This window comes from Azospirillum sp. NS33 (assembly GCF_059703765.1).
The window spans coordinates 106103-120997 of sequence record NZ_BAAKJB010000022.1 but is presented as its reverse complement, the minus strand read 5'-3'; the positions used below and the strand labels follow the sequence as shown (position 1 = coordinate 120997).

The 14895-nt window shown below is 70.4% G+C and carries 15 protein-coding genes; 7 read left to right on the top strand and 8 right to left on the bottom strand.

Annotated elements, in window-relative coordinates:
- Positions 1-234 precede the first annotated feature (234 nt).
- Positions 235-735, top strand: coding sequence for a response regulator (locus AC6H2I_RS19570; RefSeq protein ID WP_497502369.1), 501 nt, complete (start codon positions 235-237; stop codon positions 733-735).
- Between the two features lie 21 nt (positions 736-756).
- On the opposite strand, the gene AC6H2I_RS19565 is transcribed toward AC6H2I_RS19570, so the two are convergent.
- The 5 genes from AC6H2I_RS19565 to AC6H2I_RS19545 form a co-directional block, all read right to left on the bottom strand.
- Positions 757-1734 (bottom strand): peptide ABC transporter ATP-binding protein, encoded by a 978-nt coding sequence (locus AC6H2I_RS19565; RefSeq protein WP_497502368.1) that lies wholly within the window; start codon positions 1732-1734, stop codon positions 757-759.
- Positions 1731-2732: an ABC transporter ATP-binding protein gene (locus AC6H2I_RS19560; RefSeq protein WP_497502367.1), complete on the bottom strand. Its 1002-nt coding sequence runs from the start codon at positions 2730-2732 to the stop codon at positions 1731-1733. The genes AC6H2I_RS19565 and AC6H2I_RS19560 overlap by 4 nt, the downstream gene beginning before the upstream one ends.
- Positions 2729-3631 carry an ABC transporter permease subunit gene (locus tag AC6H2I_RS19555; RefSeq protein WP_497502373.1) on the bottom strand — a complete coding sequence of 301 codons (903 nt, stop codon included), beginning with the start codon at positions 3629-3631 and terminating at the stop codon, positions 2729-2731. The genes AC6H2I_RS19560 and AC6H2I_RS19555 overlap by 4 nt, the downstream gene beginning before the upstream one ends.
- 13 nt (positions 3632-3644) lie before the next feature.
- A complete protein-coding gene (locus tag AC6H2I_RS19550) occupies positions 3645-4655 on the bottom strand; it encodes an ABC transporter permease subunit (RefSeq protein WP_497502366.1) in 1011 nt (336 codons plus the stop codon).
- A 103-nt stretch (positions 4656-4758) separates the two neighbouring features.
- Positions 4759-6360, bottom strand: coding sequence for an ABC transporter substrate-binding protein (locus AC6H2I_RS19545; protein ID WP_497502365.1), 1602 nt, complete (start codon positions 6358-6360; stop codon positions 4759-4761).
- 245 nt (positions 6361-6605) lie between these two features.
- Here AC6H2I_RS19545 and AC6H2I_RS19540 point away from each other — a divergent pair, with 245 nt between their 5' ends.
- Complete coding sequence (locus tag AC6H2I_RS19540; RefSeq protein WP_497502364.1) at positions 6606-7520, top strand: DMT family transporter; 915 nt, start codon at positions 6606-6608, stop codon at positions 7518-7520.
- Positions 7521-7630: 110 nt separating this feature from the next.
- A complete protein-coding gene (locus tag AC6H2I_RS19535; RefSeq protein ID WP_497502363.1) occupies positions 7631-8479 on the top strand; it encodes a ChbG/HpnK family deacetylase in 849 nt (282 codons plus the stop codon).
- Between the two features lie 9 nt (positions 8480-8488).
- On the opposite strand, the gene AC6H2I_RS19530 is transcribed toward AC6H2I_RS19535, so the two are convergent.
- From AC6H2I_RS19530 to AC6H2I_RS19520, 3 genes are all read right to left on the bottom strand, one after another.
- Positions 8489-10189: an AMP-binding protein gene (locus AC6H2I_RS19530; RefSeq protein WP_497502362.1), complete on the bottom strand. Its 1701-nt coding sequence runs from the start codon at positions 10187-10189 to the stop codon at positions 8489-8491.
- 4 nt (positions 10190-10193) lie between these two features.
- Entirely contained in the window at positions 10194-10436 is a 243-nt protein-coding gene (locus AC6H2I_RS19525; protein WP_497502361.1) for a hypothetical protein, read from the bottom strand.
- 197 nt (positions 10437-10633) lie between these two features.
- Positions 10634-11446, bottom strand: coding sequence for a hypothetical protein (locus tag AC6H2I_RS19520; protein WP_497502360.1), 813 nt, complete (start codon positions 11444-11446; stop codon positions 10634-10636).
- Between the two features lie 406 nt (positions 11447-11852).
- Between AC6H2I_RS19520 and AC6H2I_RS19515 the strand changes: the two genes are divergently transcribed.
- From AC6H2I_RS19515 to AC6H2I_RS19500, 4 genes are all read left to right on the top strand, one after another.
- Positions 11853-12647: a PhyR family response regulator anti-anti-sigma factor gene (locus tag AC6H2I_RS19515; protein WP_497502359.1), complete on the top strand. Its 795-nt coding sequence runs from the start codon at positions 11853-11855 to the stop codon at positions 12645-12647.
- A 378-nt stretch (positions 12648-13025) separates the two neighbouring features.
- Complete coding sequence (locus tag AC6H2I_RS19510) at positions 13026-13751, top strand: MotA/TolQ/ExbB proton channel family protein (RefSeq protein WP_497502358.1); 726 nt, start codon at positions 13026-13028, stop codon at positions 13749-13751.
- The gene (locus AC6H2I_RS19505) at positions 13738-14349 is read left to right on the top strand and encodes a DUF2135 domain-containing protein (protein ID WP_497502357.1); all 612 of its coding nucleotides are present in this window, start codon (positions 13738-13740) and stop codon (positions 14347-14349) included. The genes AC6H2I_RS19510 and AC6H2I_RS19505 overlap by 14 nt, the downstream gene beginning before the upstream one ends.
- Complete coding sequence (locus AC6H2I_RS19500; RefSeq protein WP_497502356.1) at positions 14346-14867, top strand: hypothetical protein; 522 nt, start codon at positions 14346-14348, stop codon at positions 14865-14867. The genes AC6H2I_RS19505 and AC6H2I_RS19500 overlap by 4 nt, the downstream gene beginning before the upstream one ends.
- Positions 14868-14895 lie beyond the last annotated feature (28 nt).

Sequence of the window (14895 nt, the reverse complement as noted above, 5' to 3'; positions counted from 1 at the left end):
CCCGACGGCGCCGGGTCCTGGCTGCTGCCTCCGGGGGCGCCGCCCGCCACCGCCCGCGCCGCCCGCCCGCTCGGCGCGCCCCCCGCCGCCGTGGACTGGTTGCGCCCCGCCCGGCGCTGATTGCTCCGGCTCCGCGCATTCGGCTAAATTGTCACTTGATTTCCGTTAATCGCATGGTTACCTCTATCGATTGGTAAACATTCGTTAACCCATCAAGAGTCGAGGGCCGCGGCGATGAAGCGGACGGAGCCCTGCACCCGGCCGACCGATGCGCAGGAGGACGCCGCGGAGCGACAGCGGTCGTCGCGCATCCTCCCGGGCTCCGCATCCCGCGTGCCGCGCACCGCGGCGCGGGCCCTTCGGTTGATGGTGGTCGAAGACGACGCCCTGGTGGCGCACACCATCCGCGAGACCGTGGAGGACCTCGGTCACGTGGTGTGCGGCATCGCCGACACCGAATCCGGCGCGATCGACCTCGCCGGGCGCGAGCGTCCCGACCTCGCGCTGATGGACGTGCGCCTGCGCGCCGGCGACGACGGCATCAACGCCGCCCGCAGCCTCGCCACCGCCTTCGGCATCCGCTCGATCTTCCTCTCCGGCTACGCCGACCGCGCCACCATGGGCCGCATCACCGAGGCGTACCCGCTGGGCGTGGTGCACAAGCCCTTTTCGGCCGTGCAGCTGAAGAACGTCCTCGATCTCGCCGCGCGGCGGCTGCGCGTCACCGCCCGGTGACCGGCCCCCGCCGGGGCACCCTCACGCCATCTCCTCGGCGAAGTGGCAGGCCACCCGGCGCCCGTCCACCTCCCTCAGCTCCGGGACGTCGGCGGCGCAGCGGTCGCGGGCGTGGGGGCAGCGCTTGTGAAAGGCGCAGCCCGGCGGGGGTGCGAGCGGCGACGGCAGCTCGCCCGTGGGGACGATGCGCTCGGCCCGCTCGGCGGCGTGCACCCGCGGCGTCGCCGCCAGCAGGATGCGGGTGTAGGGATGGCGCGGCCGCTCGAAGATGGTGTCCTTCGGTCCCTGCTCCACCGGCCGGCCCAGGTACATCACCATCACCGCGTCGGCGATGTGCCGGACCACGCTCAGGTCGTGGGAGATGAAGAGGTAGGCGAGGTCCAACTCCTCCTGGAGGTCCATCAGGAGGTTGAGGACCTGGGCCTGGATGGAGATGTCCAGCGCCGACACCGGCTCGTCGGCGACCACCACCCGCGGGCTCAGCATCAGCGCCCGGGCGATGGCGATGCGCTGGCGCTGGCCGCCGGAGAACATGTGGGGATAGCGGTCGATCTGGTCGGACCGCAGCCCCACCTTGGCCATCATCGCCAAAGCCCGCTCGCGGCGTTCGGCGCGGCCGGTGGTGGTGTTGATCACCAGCGGCTCCCCCAGAATGGCGCCCACCGTCTTGCGCGGGTTCAAGGAGCCGTACGGATTCTGGAAGACCATCTGGACGGTGCGTCGCAACGCCTTCAGTTCCGCCCGCGAATGGCCGGCCACGTCGCGGCCGTCGTAGAGCAGGCGGCCGGCGCTGGGCGGCTCGATCAGGGTCACCGCCCGCGCCAGGGTCGACTTGCCGCAGCCGGACTCGCCCACCACCGCCAGGGTGCGGCCGGCCTCCAGCTGGAAGGAGACGCCGTCGAGCGCCCGCACGGTGGCGGCGGCACGGAACAGCCCACGGCTGACGCTGTAGCGCTTTTCCAGGCCGACCGCCTCGAGGACCACGGGACGCCCGGTCATGGTGCGAGGTCTCCAGCGGCGGGCAGCGGGAAGAAGCAGCGCACCGCGCCGCCGTCGTCGGCCTCCAGGGCCGGGCGCATGCCGCAGCAGCGCACCGCCGTGAAGCGGCAGCGCGGGTTGAACAGGCAGCCGGTCGGCCGGTCGGCGATGCCCGGCACCACGCCGGGGATGGTCGGCAGACGCCGCCGCCCCACCGCGCGTTCCGGCAGGGCGTCGAGCAGCGCGCCCGTGTAGGGGTGGCGCGGCCGGGCGAACAGGTCGGCCGCGGGCCGCGATTCCACCACCTGGCCGGCGTACATGACGACGACGCGGTGGGCGGTTTCGGCGACCACCCCCATGTCGTGGGTGATCAGGATCAGCGCCATGCCGCGCTCGCTCTGCAGGCGAAGCAGGAGATCGAGGATCTGCTTTTGGATGGTGACGTCGAGGGCGGTCGTCGGCTCGTCGGCAATCAGCAGGCGCGGGTTGCAGGCGATCGCCATGGCGATCATCACCCGTTGGTTCATGCCCCCGGACATCTGATGGGGGAACGCGCCGAGCCGGCTCGCCGGCGCGGGGATGCCGACGAGGTCCAGCAGCTCGACCACCCGCTCGCGCAGGGCGCGGCCGCGCAGCCCCTCGTGGACCGTCAGCGCCTCGGCGATCTGGAAGCCGATGGTGAAGCAGGGGTTGATGCTCGCCATCGGCTCCTGGAACACCATGGCGATGTCCTTGCCGACGATGCGGCGGCGCTGGCGGGCGCTGATGCCGCGGAGATCGCGCCCGGCGAAGCTCATGCGGTCGGCGGTCACCCGCCCGGCGTCGCCGATCAGCCCCATGATCGCCAGCGAGGTCACCGACTTGCCGGAGCCGGACTCGCCGACGATGCCGACCACCTCGCCCTCGTTCACGCTGAGATCGATGCCCTCGACGGCGCGGAAGGTGCCGGCGCGGGTGGAGAAGGCCACCGACAGGTTGCGGATGTCCAGAAGGGGGTCCGGTGCGGACATGACGGTCATCGCTTCAGCTTCGGGTCCAGCGCGTCGCGCAGCCCGTCGCCCAGGAGGTTGAAGGCAAGGACGGTGACCAGGATCGCCACGCCCGGCCAGGTCACCACCCACGGCGCGCGCTGCAGGAACTGCAGGGACGACGCCAGCATGGTGCCCCATTCCGGCGTCGGCGGCTGGGCGCCCAGGCCGAGGAAGCCGAGCGCCGCGGCGTCGAGGATGGCGGTGGAGAAGCCCAGCGTCGCCTGCACGATCAGCGGTGCCGCACAGTTCGGCAGGATGGTCACCGCCATCAGACGCAGCGGCCCCGCCCCGGCGACCCGCGAGGCCACCACGTAGTCCTTGGAGATCTCGGCCAGCACGGCGGCGCGGGTCAGCCGGGCGTAGTGCGGAACCACCACGATGGTCACCGAGAGCATCGCGTTGAACAGCCCCGGCCCGAGGATGGCGGCCACCACGACCGCCAGCAGCAGGCTCGGCATCGCCAGCATGATGTCGATCAGGCGCATGATGGCGATGTCGGCCGCCCCGCCGAAGAACCCCGCCAGCATGCCGAGCGTGACGCCGGCCGCCAGCGCCAGGGTCACCACGATGAGGCCGATCAGCATGGACAGGCGGGCGCCGTGGATCACCCGCGACAGCACGTCGCGACCGATGTCGTCGGTTCCGAGGATGAAGTCCCAGCTGCCGCCGTCCTGCCACACCGGCGGCTGGAGGATGTGCTCGCGGTCCTGGACGATCGGGTCGTGCGGCGCGATCTGCGGCGCGAACAGGGCCACCACGCACAGCACCAGGATCACCGCGAGGCCGGCGACCGCCCCCTTGTTGCGGCGGAAATGGAACCAGAATTCCAGCAGCGGATGGGGCGGACCGGACTCCGCCGCGGCACCAGCGGTGGTGCCCACGTCCATGGTCATGACATACCTACCGCGCGTGGCGGATGCGGGGGTTGAGAACACCGTAGAGCAGGTCGACCAGCAGGTTGACCGCGATGACGGTGGAGGCGATCAGCAGCACGCCGCCCTGCAGCGCCGGATAGTCGCGCCGGTTGATGGATTCCACCAGCCACTTGCCGATGCCGGGCCAGGAGAAGATGGTCTCGGTCAGGATCGCCCCGCCCAGCATGGTGCCGACCTGGAGACCGATCACCGTGACCACGGGGATCAGCGCGTTGCGCAGGGCGTGCAGACCGATCACCCGCGGCTCGCGCAGGCCCTTGGCGCGGGCGGTGCGGATGAAGTCCTCGCCCAGCACCTCCAGCATGGCGGAGCGTGTCATGCGGGCGATCACCGCCAGCGGGATGGTGCCGAGCACCACCGCGGGCAGCACCAGATGGTGGAGCGCCGACCAGAACGCGTCGACGTCGCCGGCGCGCAGGGTGTCGATCAGCATGAAGCCGGTTTCCGGCTCCACGTAGTACAGCAGGTCGAGGCGCCCCGACACCGGGGTCCAGCCGAGCTGGACCGAGAACAGCAGGATCAGCAGCAGGCCCCACCAGAAGATCGGCATCGAGTAGCCGGTGAGGCTGAGCCCCATCACCGTGTGGTCGAGGAACGAGCCACGCCGCACCGCCGCCACGATGCCGGCGGGCAGGCCGACCACGCAGGCGAACAGCATCGCCGCGGCGGCCAGTTCCAGCGTCGCCGGGAACAGGGCGAAGAACTCGCTGATGACGGGGTTGCGGGTGATCAGCGAGATGCCGAAGTCGCCCTGCAGTACGCCGCCCAGATAGTCCAGGTACTGCTGCCACAGGGGCTGGTCGAGGCCCAGCTCGTGGCGCAGCTGGGCCAGGCGTTCCGGGGCGATGCCCCGCTCGCCGACGCGCACCTCGATGGGGTCGCCGGGGACGAGGCGGATCAGGAAGAAGGCGAGCAGGGTGATCCCGAAGAACGTCGGAATCACCAGGCTGGCGCGGGTCAAAAAGAAGCGAAGCATCACGGATGGCCGGGAGAAGGACGGCGGGCGGGCGACAGGTGCGGACCGCCCGCCCGGCCCGGCAACCGCACGGCGGCGGCGGCCGGCGGGAGGCGGGTGGACCCTACTCCTTCAGGTCCACGCCATGGAAGCGGTGAACGCCGAACGGGTCCATCTTGTAGTCCACCACCTTGGGGTTGAGCGCCATGTGGACCACGGAATGGGCGACCGGGAACCAGGGCGCCTCCTCCTTGAAGATCACCTGCGCCTGCTCGTAGAGCTTGGTGCGGGCGCCGATGTCGGTGGTCCGCTTGGCCTGGAGCACCAGGTTGTCGAACTCCTGGTTGCACCACTTGGCGACGTTGGAGCCGCCGGCGCGCGCCGCTTCGCAGCCCAGCAGGACGTGCAGGAAGTTGTCGGGATCGCCGTTGTCGCCGGTCCAGCCGAACAGCGCGGTGCCGTGATCGCCGTTCTGCAGGCGCTTGCGGTACTCGCCCCATTCCATGCTGACGATGTTGGCCTTGACGCCGATCTTGGCGAGGTCGGCCTGCATCATCTCGGCCATGCGCCGGGCGTTCGGGTTGTAGGGGCGCTGCACCGGCATCGCCCAGACGTCGGTCTCGAAGCCGTCGCCGTGACCGGCCTCGGCCAGCAGCTTGCGCGCCTTCTCCGGATCGTAGGGATAGTCCTGGATGGCGTCGTTGTACGACCACATGGTCGGCGGGATCGGGTTCTTGGCGGGCTTGCCCGCCCCCTGGAAGACCGCGTCGATGATCGCGTTCTTGTCGATCGCCATGTTCAACGCGCGGCGCACCCGCACGTCGTCGAACGGCGCCTTGCCGGTGTTGAACGCGAGGTAGCCGACGTTCAGCCCCTCCTGCTCCATCACCACGACCGACGGGTCCTTGCGCATGGCCGCAACGTCCGCGGGGTTGGGATAGGGCACGACGTGGCACTCGCCCGCCTTCAGCTTGGCGTAGCGGACCGCGGCGTCCGGGGTGATGGCGAAGACCAGATTGTCGATCGGCTGCTTGCCGTCCCAATAGGCCTCGAACGCCTTGTAGCGGATCACCGCGTCCTTCTGGTACGCCACGAACTGGAACGGCCCGGTGCCCACCGGCACCTGGTCGATCTTTTCCGGCGTGCCCTTCTTCAGCAGGTCGTCGCCATACTCGGCGGAGAAGATCGCCGCGAAGGGCATCGCCAAGTTGGCGACGAAGGGCGCCTCGACCTTGTTCAGGGTGATGCGGATGGTGTGGTCGTCGATCTTCTCGATGGCCTTCAACAGGTCCGGCATGGCCATGTCGTTGAAGTAGTCGTAGGACCCGCCGGACACGGGATGGTACGGATGGTCCGCCTTCCACATGCGGTTGAAGGAGAACAGCACGTCGTCGGCGTTGAAGTCGCGGGTCGGCGTGAAATCCCGGCCCGCGTGGAACTTGACGCCCTGACGGAGCTTGAAGGTGTAGACGAGGCCGTCGTCCGACACCGTCCAGGATTCGGCCAGCCCGGGAATGACCTTGGTGCCGCCGCGCTCGAACTGGACGAGGTTATTGTAGACGGGCAACGCCACGTCGAAGCTGGTGCCCGTCGTGTTCATCTGCGGATTGAAGTTCTCCGGGCTGCCCTCGGAGCAATAGACCAGCGTCTTCGCCGCGTTCGCCGGTGCGGCGAGCGCCAGGGTCGCCAACACCCCGATCCCGGCACCCAACAGGATGCGCTTCATTCGATCCGTCTCCCGTACTCGGTTGATTGTCGCCGCGGCGCGGTGCACCGCAGCTAAGATTCCGGTCCCATTAGGCGCTGGCGCGCCCGCGCGAGTCAATGTGCATTGCCGCGCGCCCCGCGACGGGTCGACGCGCCGAGCCCTGCGCTCGGCGCGGGGCCCGTCTGCCCCGGCCGCCCTGCCATGCCGCGCTGCCGCATGGTAGGGTCCCGCTCCCGAACACACCCGGAAAACCGAGGCATTCCATGACCGCAGGCCCCGCGCGGGGACCCGCCGCCGGCTACGCGCTGTTCGTCCTCGCCTCGGCCTGCATGGCGTCCAACGTGGTGATGGGCCGCGCCGCGGCGGAGACGGTGCCGCCCGTGGCGCTCGCCTTCTGGCGCTGGGTGGTGGCCTTCCTGCTGATCCTGCCGGTCGCCCTGCCGGGGCTCTGGCACCACCGCCGCGCGGTGGTCGAGGACTGGCCGCGCCTGCTCGCCCTCGGTGCCATCGGCATGGCCGCGTGCGGTGCCTTCGTCTATCTCGGTCTGGAGCGGACGACGGCGACCAACGCCGGGCTGATCTACGCGTCCAGCCCAGTCCTGATCCTGGCGATCGCCGCCGTCACCCTGGGCGAGCGGGTGCGCCTGCGCCAGGTCGCCGGCATCGCCCTCGCCATGGCGGGGGTGCTGACCATCCTGGCGCGCGGCGACATCGCCACCCTGCTGGCGCTCTCGTTCGAGGCGGGCGACGTCTGGGTGCTCGCGGCGGCGGCCGGCTGGGCGGTCTACACCATCCTCCTGCGGCGGTGGCCGCGGACGCTGCCGATGCTTCCCCTGTTCGCCGTCAACGCCTTCGCCGCGGTGCTGGTGCTCGCCCCCTTCTACGCCTGGGAGACTCTGTCGGGCCGCCCCATGGTGCTTACCGCCGGGGCCGCGCTCAACGTCGCCGGCGTCGCCGTGGTGGCGTCGGTGATGGCGTTCCTGACCTACCAGAGGACGGTCGCGCTGATCGGTCCGGCCCGCGCCGGCACCTCGCTCTACCTGATGCCGCTGTGGGCGGCGCTGTTGGCCTGGGCCACCCTGGGCGAGCGGCTGCAGTCCTTCCACCTCGCCGGGGCGCTGCTGATCCTGCCCGGCCTGGCGCTGGCCACCCTGCCGCCGCGCCACGCCGCCGGCTGAGCGCCGTCACCCGGCGCCGCCCCCGACCTCGGCGAACCAGACGCCGGGCGGGCCGGGCCGCCGGTGCGGGGACCGTTGCGCTGGCACCGGATCTGCGTTTAGCTCCAGCGATGCGGCACCACCACCCCTCCCCCTCCGTCATCCTGTGCGCCGACGACTACGGCCTGGCGCCGGGGGTCGGCACCGCGATCCGCGCCTTGATCGAGCGCGGCCGGCTGACCGCCACCTCGTGCATGACGGTAAGCCCCTATTGGCCCGACGAGGCCGCCCGCCTGCGCCCGCTGGCCGGCGCCGCCGACATCGGCCTGCACCTCACCCTGACCGACCAGGCGCCCCTCGGCGCGATGCCGCGCCTGGCGCCCGACGGCCGCCTGCCCCCGCTCGCCGTGCTGATGCGCCGGGCGTTCGCGGGCGGGCTGGCGGCGCGCGAGGTGGCCGCCGAGGTCGACCGCCAGGTCGCGGCCTTCACCGCCGCCTTCGGCGCACCGCCCGCCCACATCGACGGGCACCAGCACGTCCACCAGCTTCCGGTGGTGCGCGAGGCCGTGGTGGCGGCGCTGTCCCGCCTGCCCGGCGCCTATGTGCGGGTGTGCCGCGAGCCGCGGGCCGCCATCGTGCGGCGCGGCGTGGCGGTCGCCAAGACCTTGCTGATCTCCGAGCTCGGCGGCGGTCTGGCGGCCCTGGCGCACGCCGCTGGCATCCCCGCCAACGACCGGTTCCGCGGCGTCCACGACTTCTCCGGCCGGCCGCCCTTCTCCGACCTGATGCCGCGCTTCCTGGAGCGGCCGCAGGGCCGCACGCTGGTCATGGTCCACCCGGGCATCGCCGACGCCCCCCTGCGCACCGCCGACCCGCTGGTGGAGCCGCGCGAGCACGAGCACGCCTATCTCGACGGCCCCGCGTTCGCCGCCCTGATGGAGCGGACCGGCATCCGGCTCACCCGCTTCGCCGGCGCGTGACCGGCCGGGTCACCGCAAGGCGCCCGATCCGCCCAGGCGCGCCTGCTCCTCGATGCGGGCGTCCTCCTGCATGCGCGCACACTCCCGGTCCCGCAGCTTGTAGCGCTGGATCTTGCCCGTCTCGGTGCGCGGCAGCGCGTCGAGGAAGGCGACGGCGCGCGGGTACTTGTAGGGGGCAATGCTGCGCTTGACGAAGTCCTGGAGGTCCTCCACCAGGCCCGGCCCGGGATGGACCCCGGGGCGGGTCACCACGAACGCCTTGGGAATGGTGCCGCGCATCGGGTCTGGCGCGGCCACGACGGCGCACTCCTCCACCGCGTCGTGGTGCAGCAGAATGTCCTCGATCTCCAGGCCGGAAATCTTGTAGCCGCCGGAGACGATGAGGTCGTCGGTGCGGCCGTGGTACCAGAAGTACCCGTCCTCATCCATGTGGAAGGCGTCGCCGGTGAGGTTCCAGCCGTCCAGCACGTAGGCGCGCTGGCGCGGGTCGTCCAGGTAGCGGCAGCCGGTGGGGCCGCGCACCGCCAGACGCCCGATCTGGCCCGCCGGCAGCGGCAGCCCCTCCTCGTCGACCACCCGGCACTCATAGCCCGCCACTGGCCGGCCCGTGGCGCCGGGGCGGATGCCGTCGGGCGGCGTCGCCAGCACGCAGTTCAACATCTCCGTGGTGCCCAGCGTGTCGAGGATGGGCTTGCCCGTCAGCGCGCGCCACGCCTCGTAGGTGGTGGCCGGCAACGGCTCGCCGGCCGACACGCAGGCCCGCAGGCTCGCCAGGCGGTCGAGCGGCAGCGTGCCCTGCTCGAGCTGGCTCAGCATGTTGCGGTAGACGGTGGGCACGGTGAAACAGATGGTCGCGCCATGGCGGGCGATCGCGGTCGCCAAGCGCTCCGGCGTCGGACGGTCGACCAGCACGCTGGCGCCGCCGACGCGCAGCGGAAACAGCAGGAGCCCACCCAGGCCATAGGCGAAGGCGATCGACGGCGTGCCGCAGAACACGTCGTCGGCGGTGGTCGCGAGCTGCGAGCGCGGCGACAGGTCGGCCACCGCCAGGAGGTCGCGGTGGAAATGGGCGGTCGCCTTGGGCTGGCCGGTGGTGCCGGAGGTGAAGGCGATGATCGCCACGTCGTCCGCGGCGGTGTCCACCGCGGTGAACTCCGGCGCCTTCCCGGCGATGCGCGCCTCCAGGCCGGCGGGATCGCCCTCCCGTCCGAACGGCACCACGACCGGCGTGCACAGGGCGTCCTCAGCCGCGAACGACATGTCCTCCATGTATTCTGCGTCGCAAAACGCGATGCGAATCTGCACGCGATCGACGATGAAGGCGAGCTCGCCCGCGCGCAAAAGAGGCATCGTCGCCACCGCGACTCCCCCCGCCTTGATGACGGCGAGCCAGCACGCCGCGAGCATCGGCGTGTTCGGCCCCCGCAGCAGCACGCGGTTGCCGGGCACCATCCCGAGATCCTCGGTCAGCAGACGGGCGATGCGGTCGACCGTGCCGGCGAGCTGGGCGTAGCTCCAGGCGGTCGAGCGGCCGAACAGGCAGGGGCGGTCGCCCCAGCCGCGGTCGACCCAGGAATCGACCAGTTCGCGGACCACATTGACGCGCTCGGGATAGGTCACCTCGGGCCGGTCGAGCAGAAAGTCCGGCCAGTGGCCGGGCGGCGGCAGCCGGTCGCGGGCGAAGGTGTCGACGTGTGCGGTTTCGGCCATCCGTTCACTCCTCCCCGCCGGCGGCCCGGACGGGCCGTTCCGGAAATTCCAGCGGCGCCGCCAACGGCGGCGCCGTGTGCCGCTCCAGCCCCTGCGCGGGATCGGGGAGCGCCTCTTTTCGATGAATCTCCGCAGCGCGACAGCGCGCGCCGGCCGCGGCGCCACCCTGCCATGGTGGCGTCGATGGCCGCACCGCCACCTCGGCGACGGTGTCCGCATGGACCGGGCCGTCGCCGGCGGCGGCCATATCGTCGGTCACAGCACTAGCGGCTGTTTTCACCGATGCACTCCCTTCGCCCGGATTCGGGCGTCCATCCCTGCCAGCAGCGTAACAGAATGAGGGGGCTCGCAGAAAAGGTCTGGGCCATGCGCCCAGCGAATGGTGGCACCGCCATCAATCGACGTTTCCAGGGGGGCTCGGGCCAAAGTCGCCGACCGCTCCGGTCAGGCGCTGCCCAGGTAAAGGTCGATTTCGTCCTGCTCCATCACATGGGCCGTGCCATGGATGATTCCGTTGGCCACCTGGATGATTCGGTGGATCATCTCGACCGACTGGCCGCAATCGGCGCGGAGGCGGTCGGTGTTGTTCTCCTGCAGATCGTCTGCAACCCGCTCCAGGGTGTGGCGAACAACCTGGTTCATCTGCTGGATGGTGTCTTCGAAGGGCTTTCGGAATTTTGCCGGCACGTGCTCATAGGCCTCGATCGCCAGTGCCTTGTCCGAGAACCCGCTGTCCCGGAAATGCTCCTGGTACGTCTTGGGCTCCCACGCGTGGCAGTCCTCCAGCATGTCGGGCATGTCCGGCAGCATCTCGATCAGCATCACGATTTCGTTGAAGTGATTGAGATAATCCGTCGCCAGGAGGGTCTTCTCGGAAATGTTGGTGCCCTGCACCCGGCCTCGCCACGCCTGGAAATCGACGAGTTCCTCCCTCGGGATGCCGGCGATGAGCTGCAGTTCCTGATCGTTGTCGTCCATGCCGGAACCGGGACTCCCCTGCGCCTTGCGGTCGTGGCCGGCCAAGCCGGCGCACCGACCCGTCTCATTAAACATCGCTCTGGCCGGATGCAAGGTCGCGTTGGGCCGGTCGCGGTGGTGGTGGTTTTCGAGGTAGGCCGATCCCGCATTCCGGCCAGCCCCCGCCGCGCCCGTCGGATGGCGGATGTCGGCGGATGCCGGCCATGCCGACCGGAGACTCCCGGCGGGACCGCCCGAGCGGGGCCATGGACGCTCGCCCGGCTGGACCGGCGGCGGCATCGCGGGGAACGGGGAACAGGGGGGAGAGAGCGGCGGGGGAGCGTTGCCGGTCGGGCCGGAAACCCGGCCGTCCCGCGCTCCCCCGCCCGAGTGACTGGCGGTTCAGGGAGGAATCACACCATTGCCCTCCAGAACGCCGGCCCGGCGGGATTGTTCCCCGGCAGCCGGGCCGCCGGTGCCGGCTGCCCGCGCCGGTGGTCCCGCGGGACCCGCGGCCGCCGGCTCTATCCAACCGGACTAGCCCGGCCTGCCTATGCCGACATAGCCGGTCGCACTCCCTCGGGAAGGGCCCCAATTAACGCCATATCCCCGTTCCATTCCGGAGGGGAAGACCCGACATTGATTCGGACCTGTGATGACGGACGCGGCGCCACGGCACCGCACTGCGACGGAGACGGTGAAGGATATGGAGGAACGCACCCGGCACCTGATGGCTCATCTGCCGTATCTGCGCCGATACGCCTGCGCGCTCGCGGGCGGCCCGGCGGCCGGCGATGTCCTGGTGACGCGCGCCTTGGAGTGGTTTCTCGACCAGGACGAGGACGGGGCCGTGAGCGACCCCATGGCGGTGCGCGGCACGCTCTACCGGCGGCTGAACGCGCTTCACGACACCGATGGGGGGCCGGCCGGGGATGCCAGCCATCCGGTGGAGACGGCCCTGCGGTCGCTTCCCGAAGGCGACCGCCGGCTCTACCTGCTGGTGAACCTCGAGGATCTGGCGGTCGCCGACGCCGCGGCGGTACTGGACCTTGCCGCCGGCGACGCGGTGGAGCGCCTGTCGCGCGCCCGCGAGGTGGTCCGTGCTCACTTGACCGCGGTGATCCTGATCGTCGAGGACGACGCCATCATCGCCTTCGACCACGCCGAGACGGTCCGGTCGATGGGCCACATCGTGTGCGGCACCGCCGCCACCATGGACGAGGCGCTGGCCCTGGCGGCCGAGCACACGCCGACCCTTGCCCTGATGGACATCCGCCTGGCGGAAGGGGACAACGGCGTCGAAGTGGCCCGGGAATTGCGTCGCCGCCGGTTCCTCCCCGTGATCTTCGTGACGGCGTTTCCCGACGAGCTGGCCAAGCGGGGGGTGGAGCATCTCGGTCCGGTGATCCCGAAACCGTTTACACGCGAACAGATCGAACAGGCGATCACCCGCGCCGTCTTCACCCCGCCTCCCGAGGAGGCCCGGGTCGCCGCCCGGTAGGGAGAGGGGCGCCTTTGCCCGTTCGAAACGCATTCTGCACATTCTTTGCGCAACAGTCAATTTTGTGCAGCGCAGCAATCGCCTAACGGCTGGGCACGCGTGGAGCGGGATGCTTTTCCGCCCGAATCCTGGGCATATTGCTGATTTTCATATGACGTTCGGACTGTCCGGCACCCTGCCCTTGGGCCAGGGCCGGGTGCCGGCCACGGGCGCGCCGCCCGCCGCCCCGCGGCGCGGAGCGCCCGGATCGCGCGCCTGAGCGGCGGAACCGCCTCCCGGTGCCGGGAGGCGCCGATCGACGATGCCCGCGTCTGGCACGGCCTTTGCGACACTCCGGCTTGAGCATTGCGCCTCACCTCACAAGCTGGAGTGTCGTCCATGACCGACGTTGCCGCCGACGCCCTCGCCCCCCACCGTGGAACCGTGCCCACCGTGCTGCGCAGCCGGCCACGCGACGCGGCGGGGGTCCTCTCCCTCGCCGCGCAGCGCTACCTGCTGCTGCTGCGCTTCGCGGTGGTCAACGGCACCGGCGTCGTGCTGCTGGCGGCGGCGTGGTCGGAAGGCCTGATCGACCCCATCGTCGCGGCCGACAGCACCCGCCTGTGCCTGCTCATCCTCGTCGTCTTCCTGGGCGGCCTCGGGATGGCGGGCCAGCGGATCTGGCGGATCAGCCGCGAGATCAACCTGACCAAGGAATTCAGCCCCGCTGTGCCGTCGCGCGCCGCGCGGTACCTCGCGGAGGTGCGCGGCCGGGACTCCGGAGCCCGCGCGATCGCCGCGTCCTCCCTGAAGCTGAAGCTGGCCTCCCGGGTGAGCGCGGTGCGCCATGCCTCCTCGAGTCTGGTGGTGCTGGGCCTGATCGGCACCGTGATCGGCTTCATCATGGCGCTGTCCGGCGTCGATCCGCAGTCCGCCGGCGACGTCAACGCCATCGCCCCGATGGTCTCACGCCTGATCGAGGGGATGGCCGTCGCGCTCTACACCACCCTGGTCGGCGGCGTCCTGAACATCTGGCTCAACATCAACGCCAACATGCTGTCCAGCGCCACCGTCAACCTGATCACCGAAATCGTCGCCCTGGGTGAGCGCCATGCAGTCCCTTGACCAGTTTGACGAGGACGACAGCAGCACCGTCTTCCGCGATGTCATCACGCTGGCGCTGTGCGGCTTCGTCGCCGTGGTGATCCTGCTGCTGCCGCACATCCACCCCGAGGCGAAACAGTCGGCCGACGCCGAAGCCAACGCGCCGGGCAACGTCATGGTCGAGGCCCGCTGGCCCGACGAGATGGACGCCGACATCGACCTGTGGGTGCGCGCGCCGGGCGACGTGCCGGTCGGGTACTCCAACAAATCGGGAGTGATCTTCAACCTGCTGCGCGACGACCTCGGCCTCAACGCCGACCCGACCAAGCTGAACTACGAGGTGTCGTACACCCGCGGCATCCCGCCGGGCGAATACGCGGTGAACCTGCACCTCTACCGCAACAAGTCGATGATCACGCCGATTCCGGTCACCGTGGTGACCAGCGTGAAGTCGCCGACCGGCGACGTGACGCGGCAGATCCTCTCGACCACCATCGACCTGGCCCGCGAAGGCCAGGAAACCACCGTCTATCGTTTCAAGCTGTCGGATACCGGCGCCCTCGACAACAAGAGCGTGCACAGCCTGCCGGTGGCGTTGCGCAGTTGGAAGGCCAAATGATGTCGCAGCTCCTCGAACTCCAGGTGGTGGCGGTGGCCCTGGCCGGCACGCTCGCCACCATCGCCGTGTGGTCGCCGCGCAAGGCCCTGGTCAAGGTCGCCGCGGTCGCCGTCTCAATCGGCTTCATGCCCGTCGCCTACGCCGGCATGGCCGACCTGCTCAGCAAGCCCAAGCCGGTCCGGCTGGAGTGGTACCAGGCCGGGGCCGAGAAGGCCCTGGTGCTGGGCGCCCAGATCCGCGAGAACGAAGGGGTCTATCTGTGGCTGCAGCTCGACGGCGAGAGCGAGCCCCGCTACTACAAGCTGCCCTGGGACCAGGAACTGGCGAAGGAGCTCCAGAAGGCCATGCGCGAGGCGGAGAAGGCCCAGTCCGGCCTGGCCATGACCCTTCCCTTCGAGAAGAGCTGGGACAAGGACAAGCCGCGCTTCTACGCGATGCCCCAGCCCAAGCTCCCCGAAAAGGGCGGGCAGCCCAGCGACCAGCCCCTGCAGTACAAGCACCCGGGCATGAACGCCTGAGCGGCAGCCGGCCGCTCCCCGCACACAA

What these genes read in the sequence shown, in the direction of transcription:
- AC6H2I_RS19570 (WP_497502369.1), top strand. Translation starts at nt 235, where the DNA reads ATGAAGCGGACGGAGCCCTGCACCCGGCCGACCGATGCGCAGGAGGAC.
- AC6H2I_RS19565 (WP_497502368.1), bottom strand. Translation starts at nt 1,734, where the DNA reads ATGACCGGGCGTCCCGTGGTCCTCGAGGCGGTCGGCCTGGAAAAGCGC.
- AC6H2I_RS19560 (WP_497502367.1), bottom strand. Translation starts at nt 2,732, where the DNA reads ATGACCGTCATGTCCGCACCGGACCCCCTTCTGGACATCCGCAACCTG.
- AC6H2I_RS19555 (WP_497502373.1), bottom strand. Translation starts at nt 3,631, where the DNA reads ATGGACGTGGGCACCACCGCTGGTGCCGCGGCGGAGTCCGGTCCGCCC.
- AC6H2I_RS19550 (WP_497502366.1), bottom strand. Translation starts at nt 4,655, where the DNA reads ATGCTTCGCTTCTTTTTGACCCGCGCCAGCCTGGTGATTCCGACGTTC.
- AC6H2I_RS19545 (WP_497502365.1), bottom strand. Translation starts at nt 6,360, where the DNA reads ATGAAGCGCATCCTGTTGGGTGCCGGGATCGGGGTGTTGGCGACCCTG.
- AC6H2I_RS19540 (WP_497502364.1), top strand. Translation starts at nt 6,606, where the DNA reads ATGACCGCAGGCCCCGCGCGGGGACCCGCCGCCGGCTACGCGCTGTTC.
- AC6H2I_RS19535 (WP_497502363.1), top strand. Translation starts at nt 7,631, where the DNA reads ATGCGGCACCACCACCCCTCCCCCTCCGTCATCCTGTGCGCCGACGAC.
- AC6H2I_RS19530 (WP_497502362.1), bottom strand. Translation starts at nt 10,189, where the DNA reads ATGGCCGAAACCGCACACGTCGACACCTTCGCCCGCGACCGGCTGCCG.
- AC6H2I_RS19525 (WP_497502361.1), bottom strand. Translation starts at nt 10,436, where the DNA reads ATGGCCGCCGCCGGCGACGGCCCGGTCCATGCGGACACCGTCGCCGAG.
- AC6H2I_RS19520 (WP_497502360.1), bottom strand. Translation starts at nt 11,446, where the DNA reads ATGCCGCCGCCGGTCCAGCCGGGCGAGCGTCCATGGCCCCGCTCGGGC.
- AC6H2I_RS19515 (WP_497502359.1), top strand. Translation starts at nt 11,853, where the DNA reads ATGGAGGAACGCACCCGGCACCTGATGGCTCATCTGCCGTATCTGCGC.
- AC6H2I_RS19510 (WP_497502358.1), top strand. Translation starts at nt 13,026, where the DNA reads ATGACCGACGTTGCCGCCGACGCCCTCGCCCCCCACCGTGGAACCGTG.
- AC6H2I_RS19505 (WP_497502357.1), top strand. Translation starts at nt 13,738, where the DNA reads ATGCAGTCCCTTGACCAGTTTGACGAGGACGACAGCAGCACCGTCTTC.
- AC6H2I_RS19500 (WP_497502356.1), top strand. Translation starts at nt 14,346, where the DNA reads ATGATGTCGCAGCTCCTCGAACTCCAGGTGGTGGCGGTGGCCCTGGCC.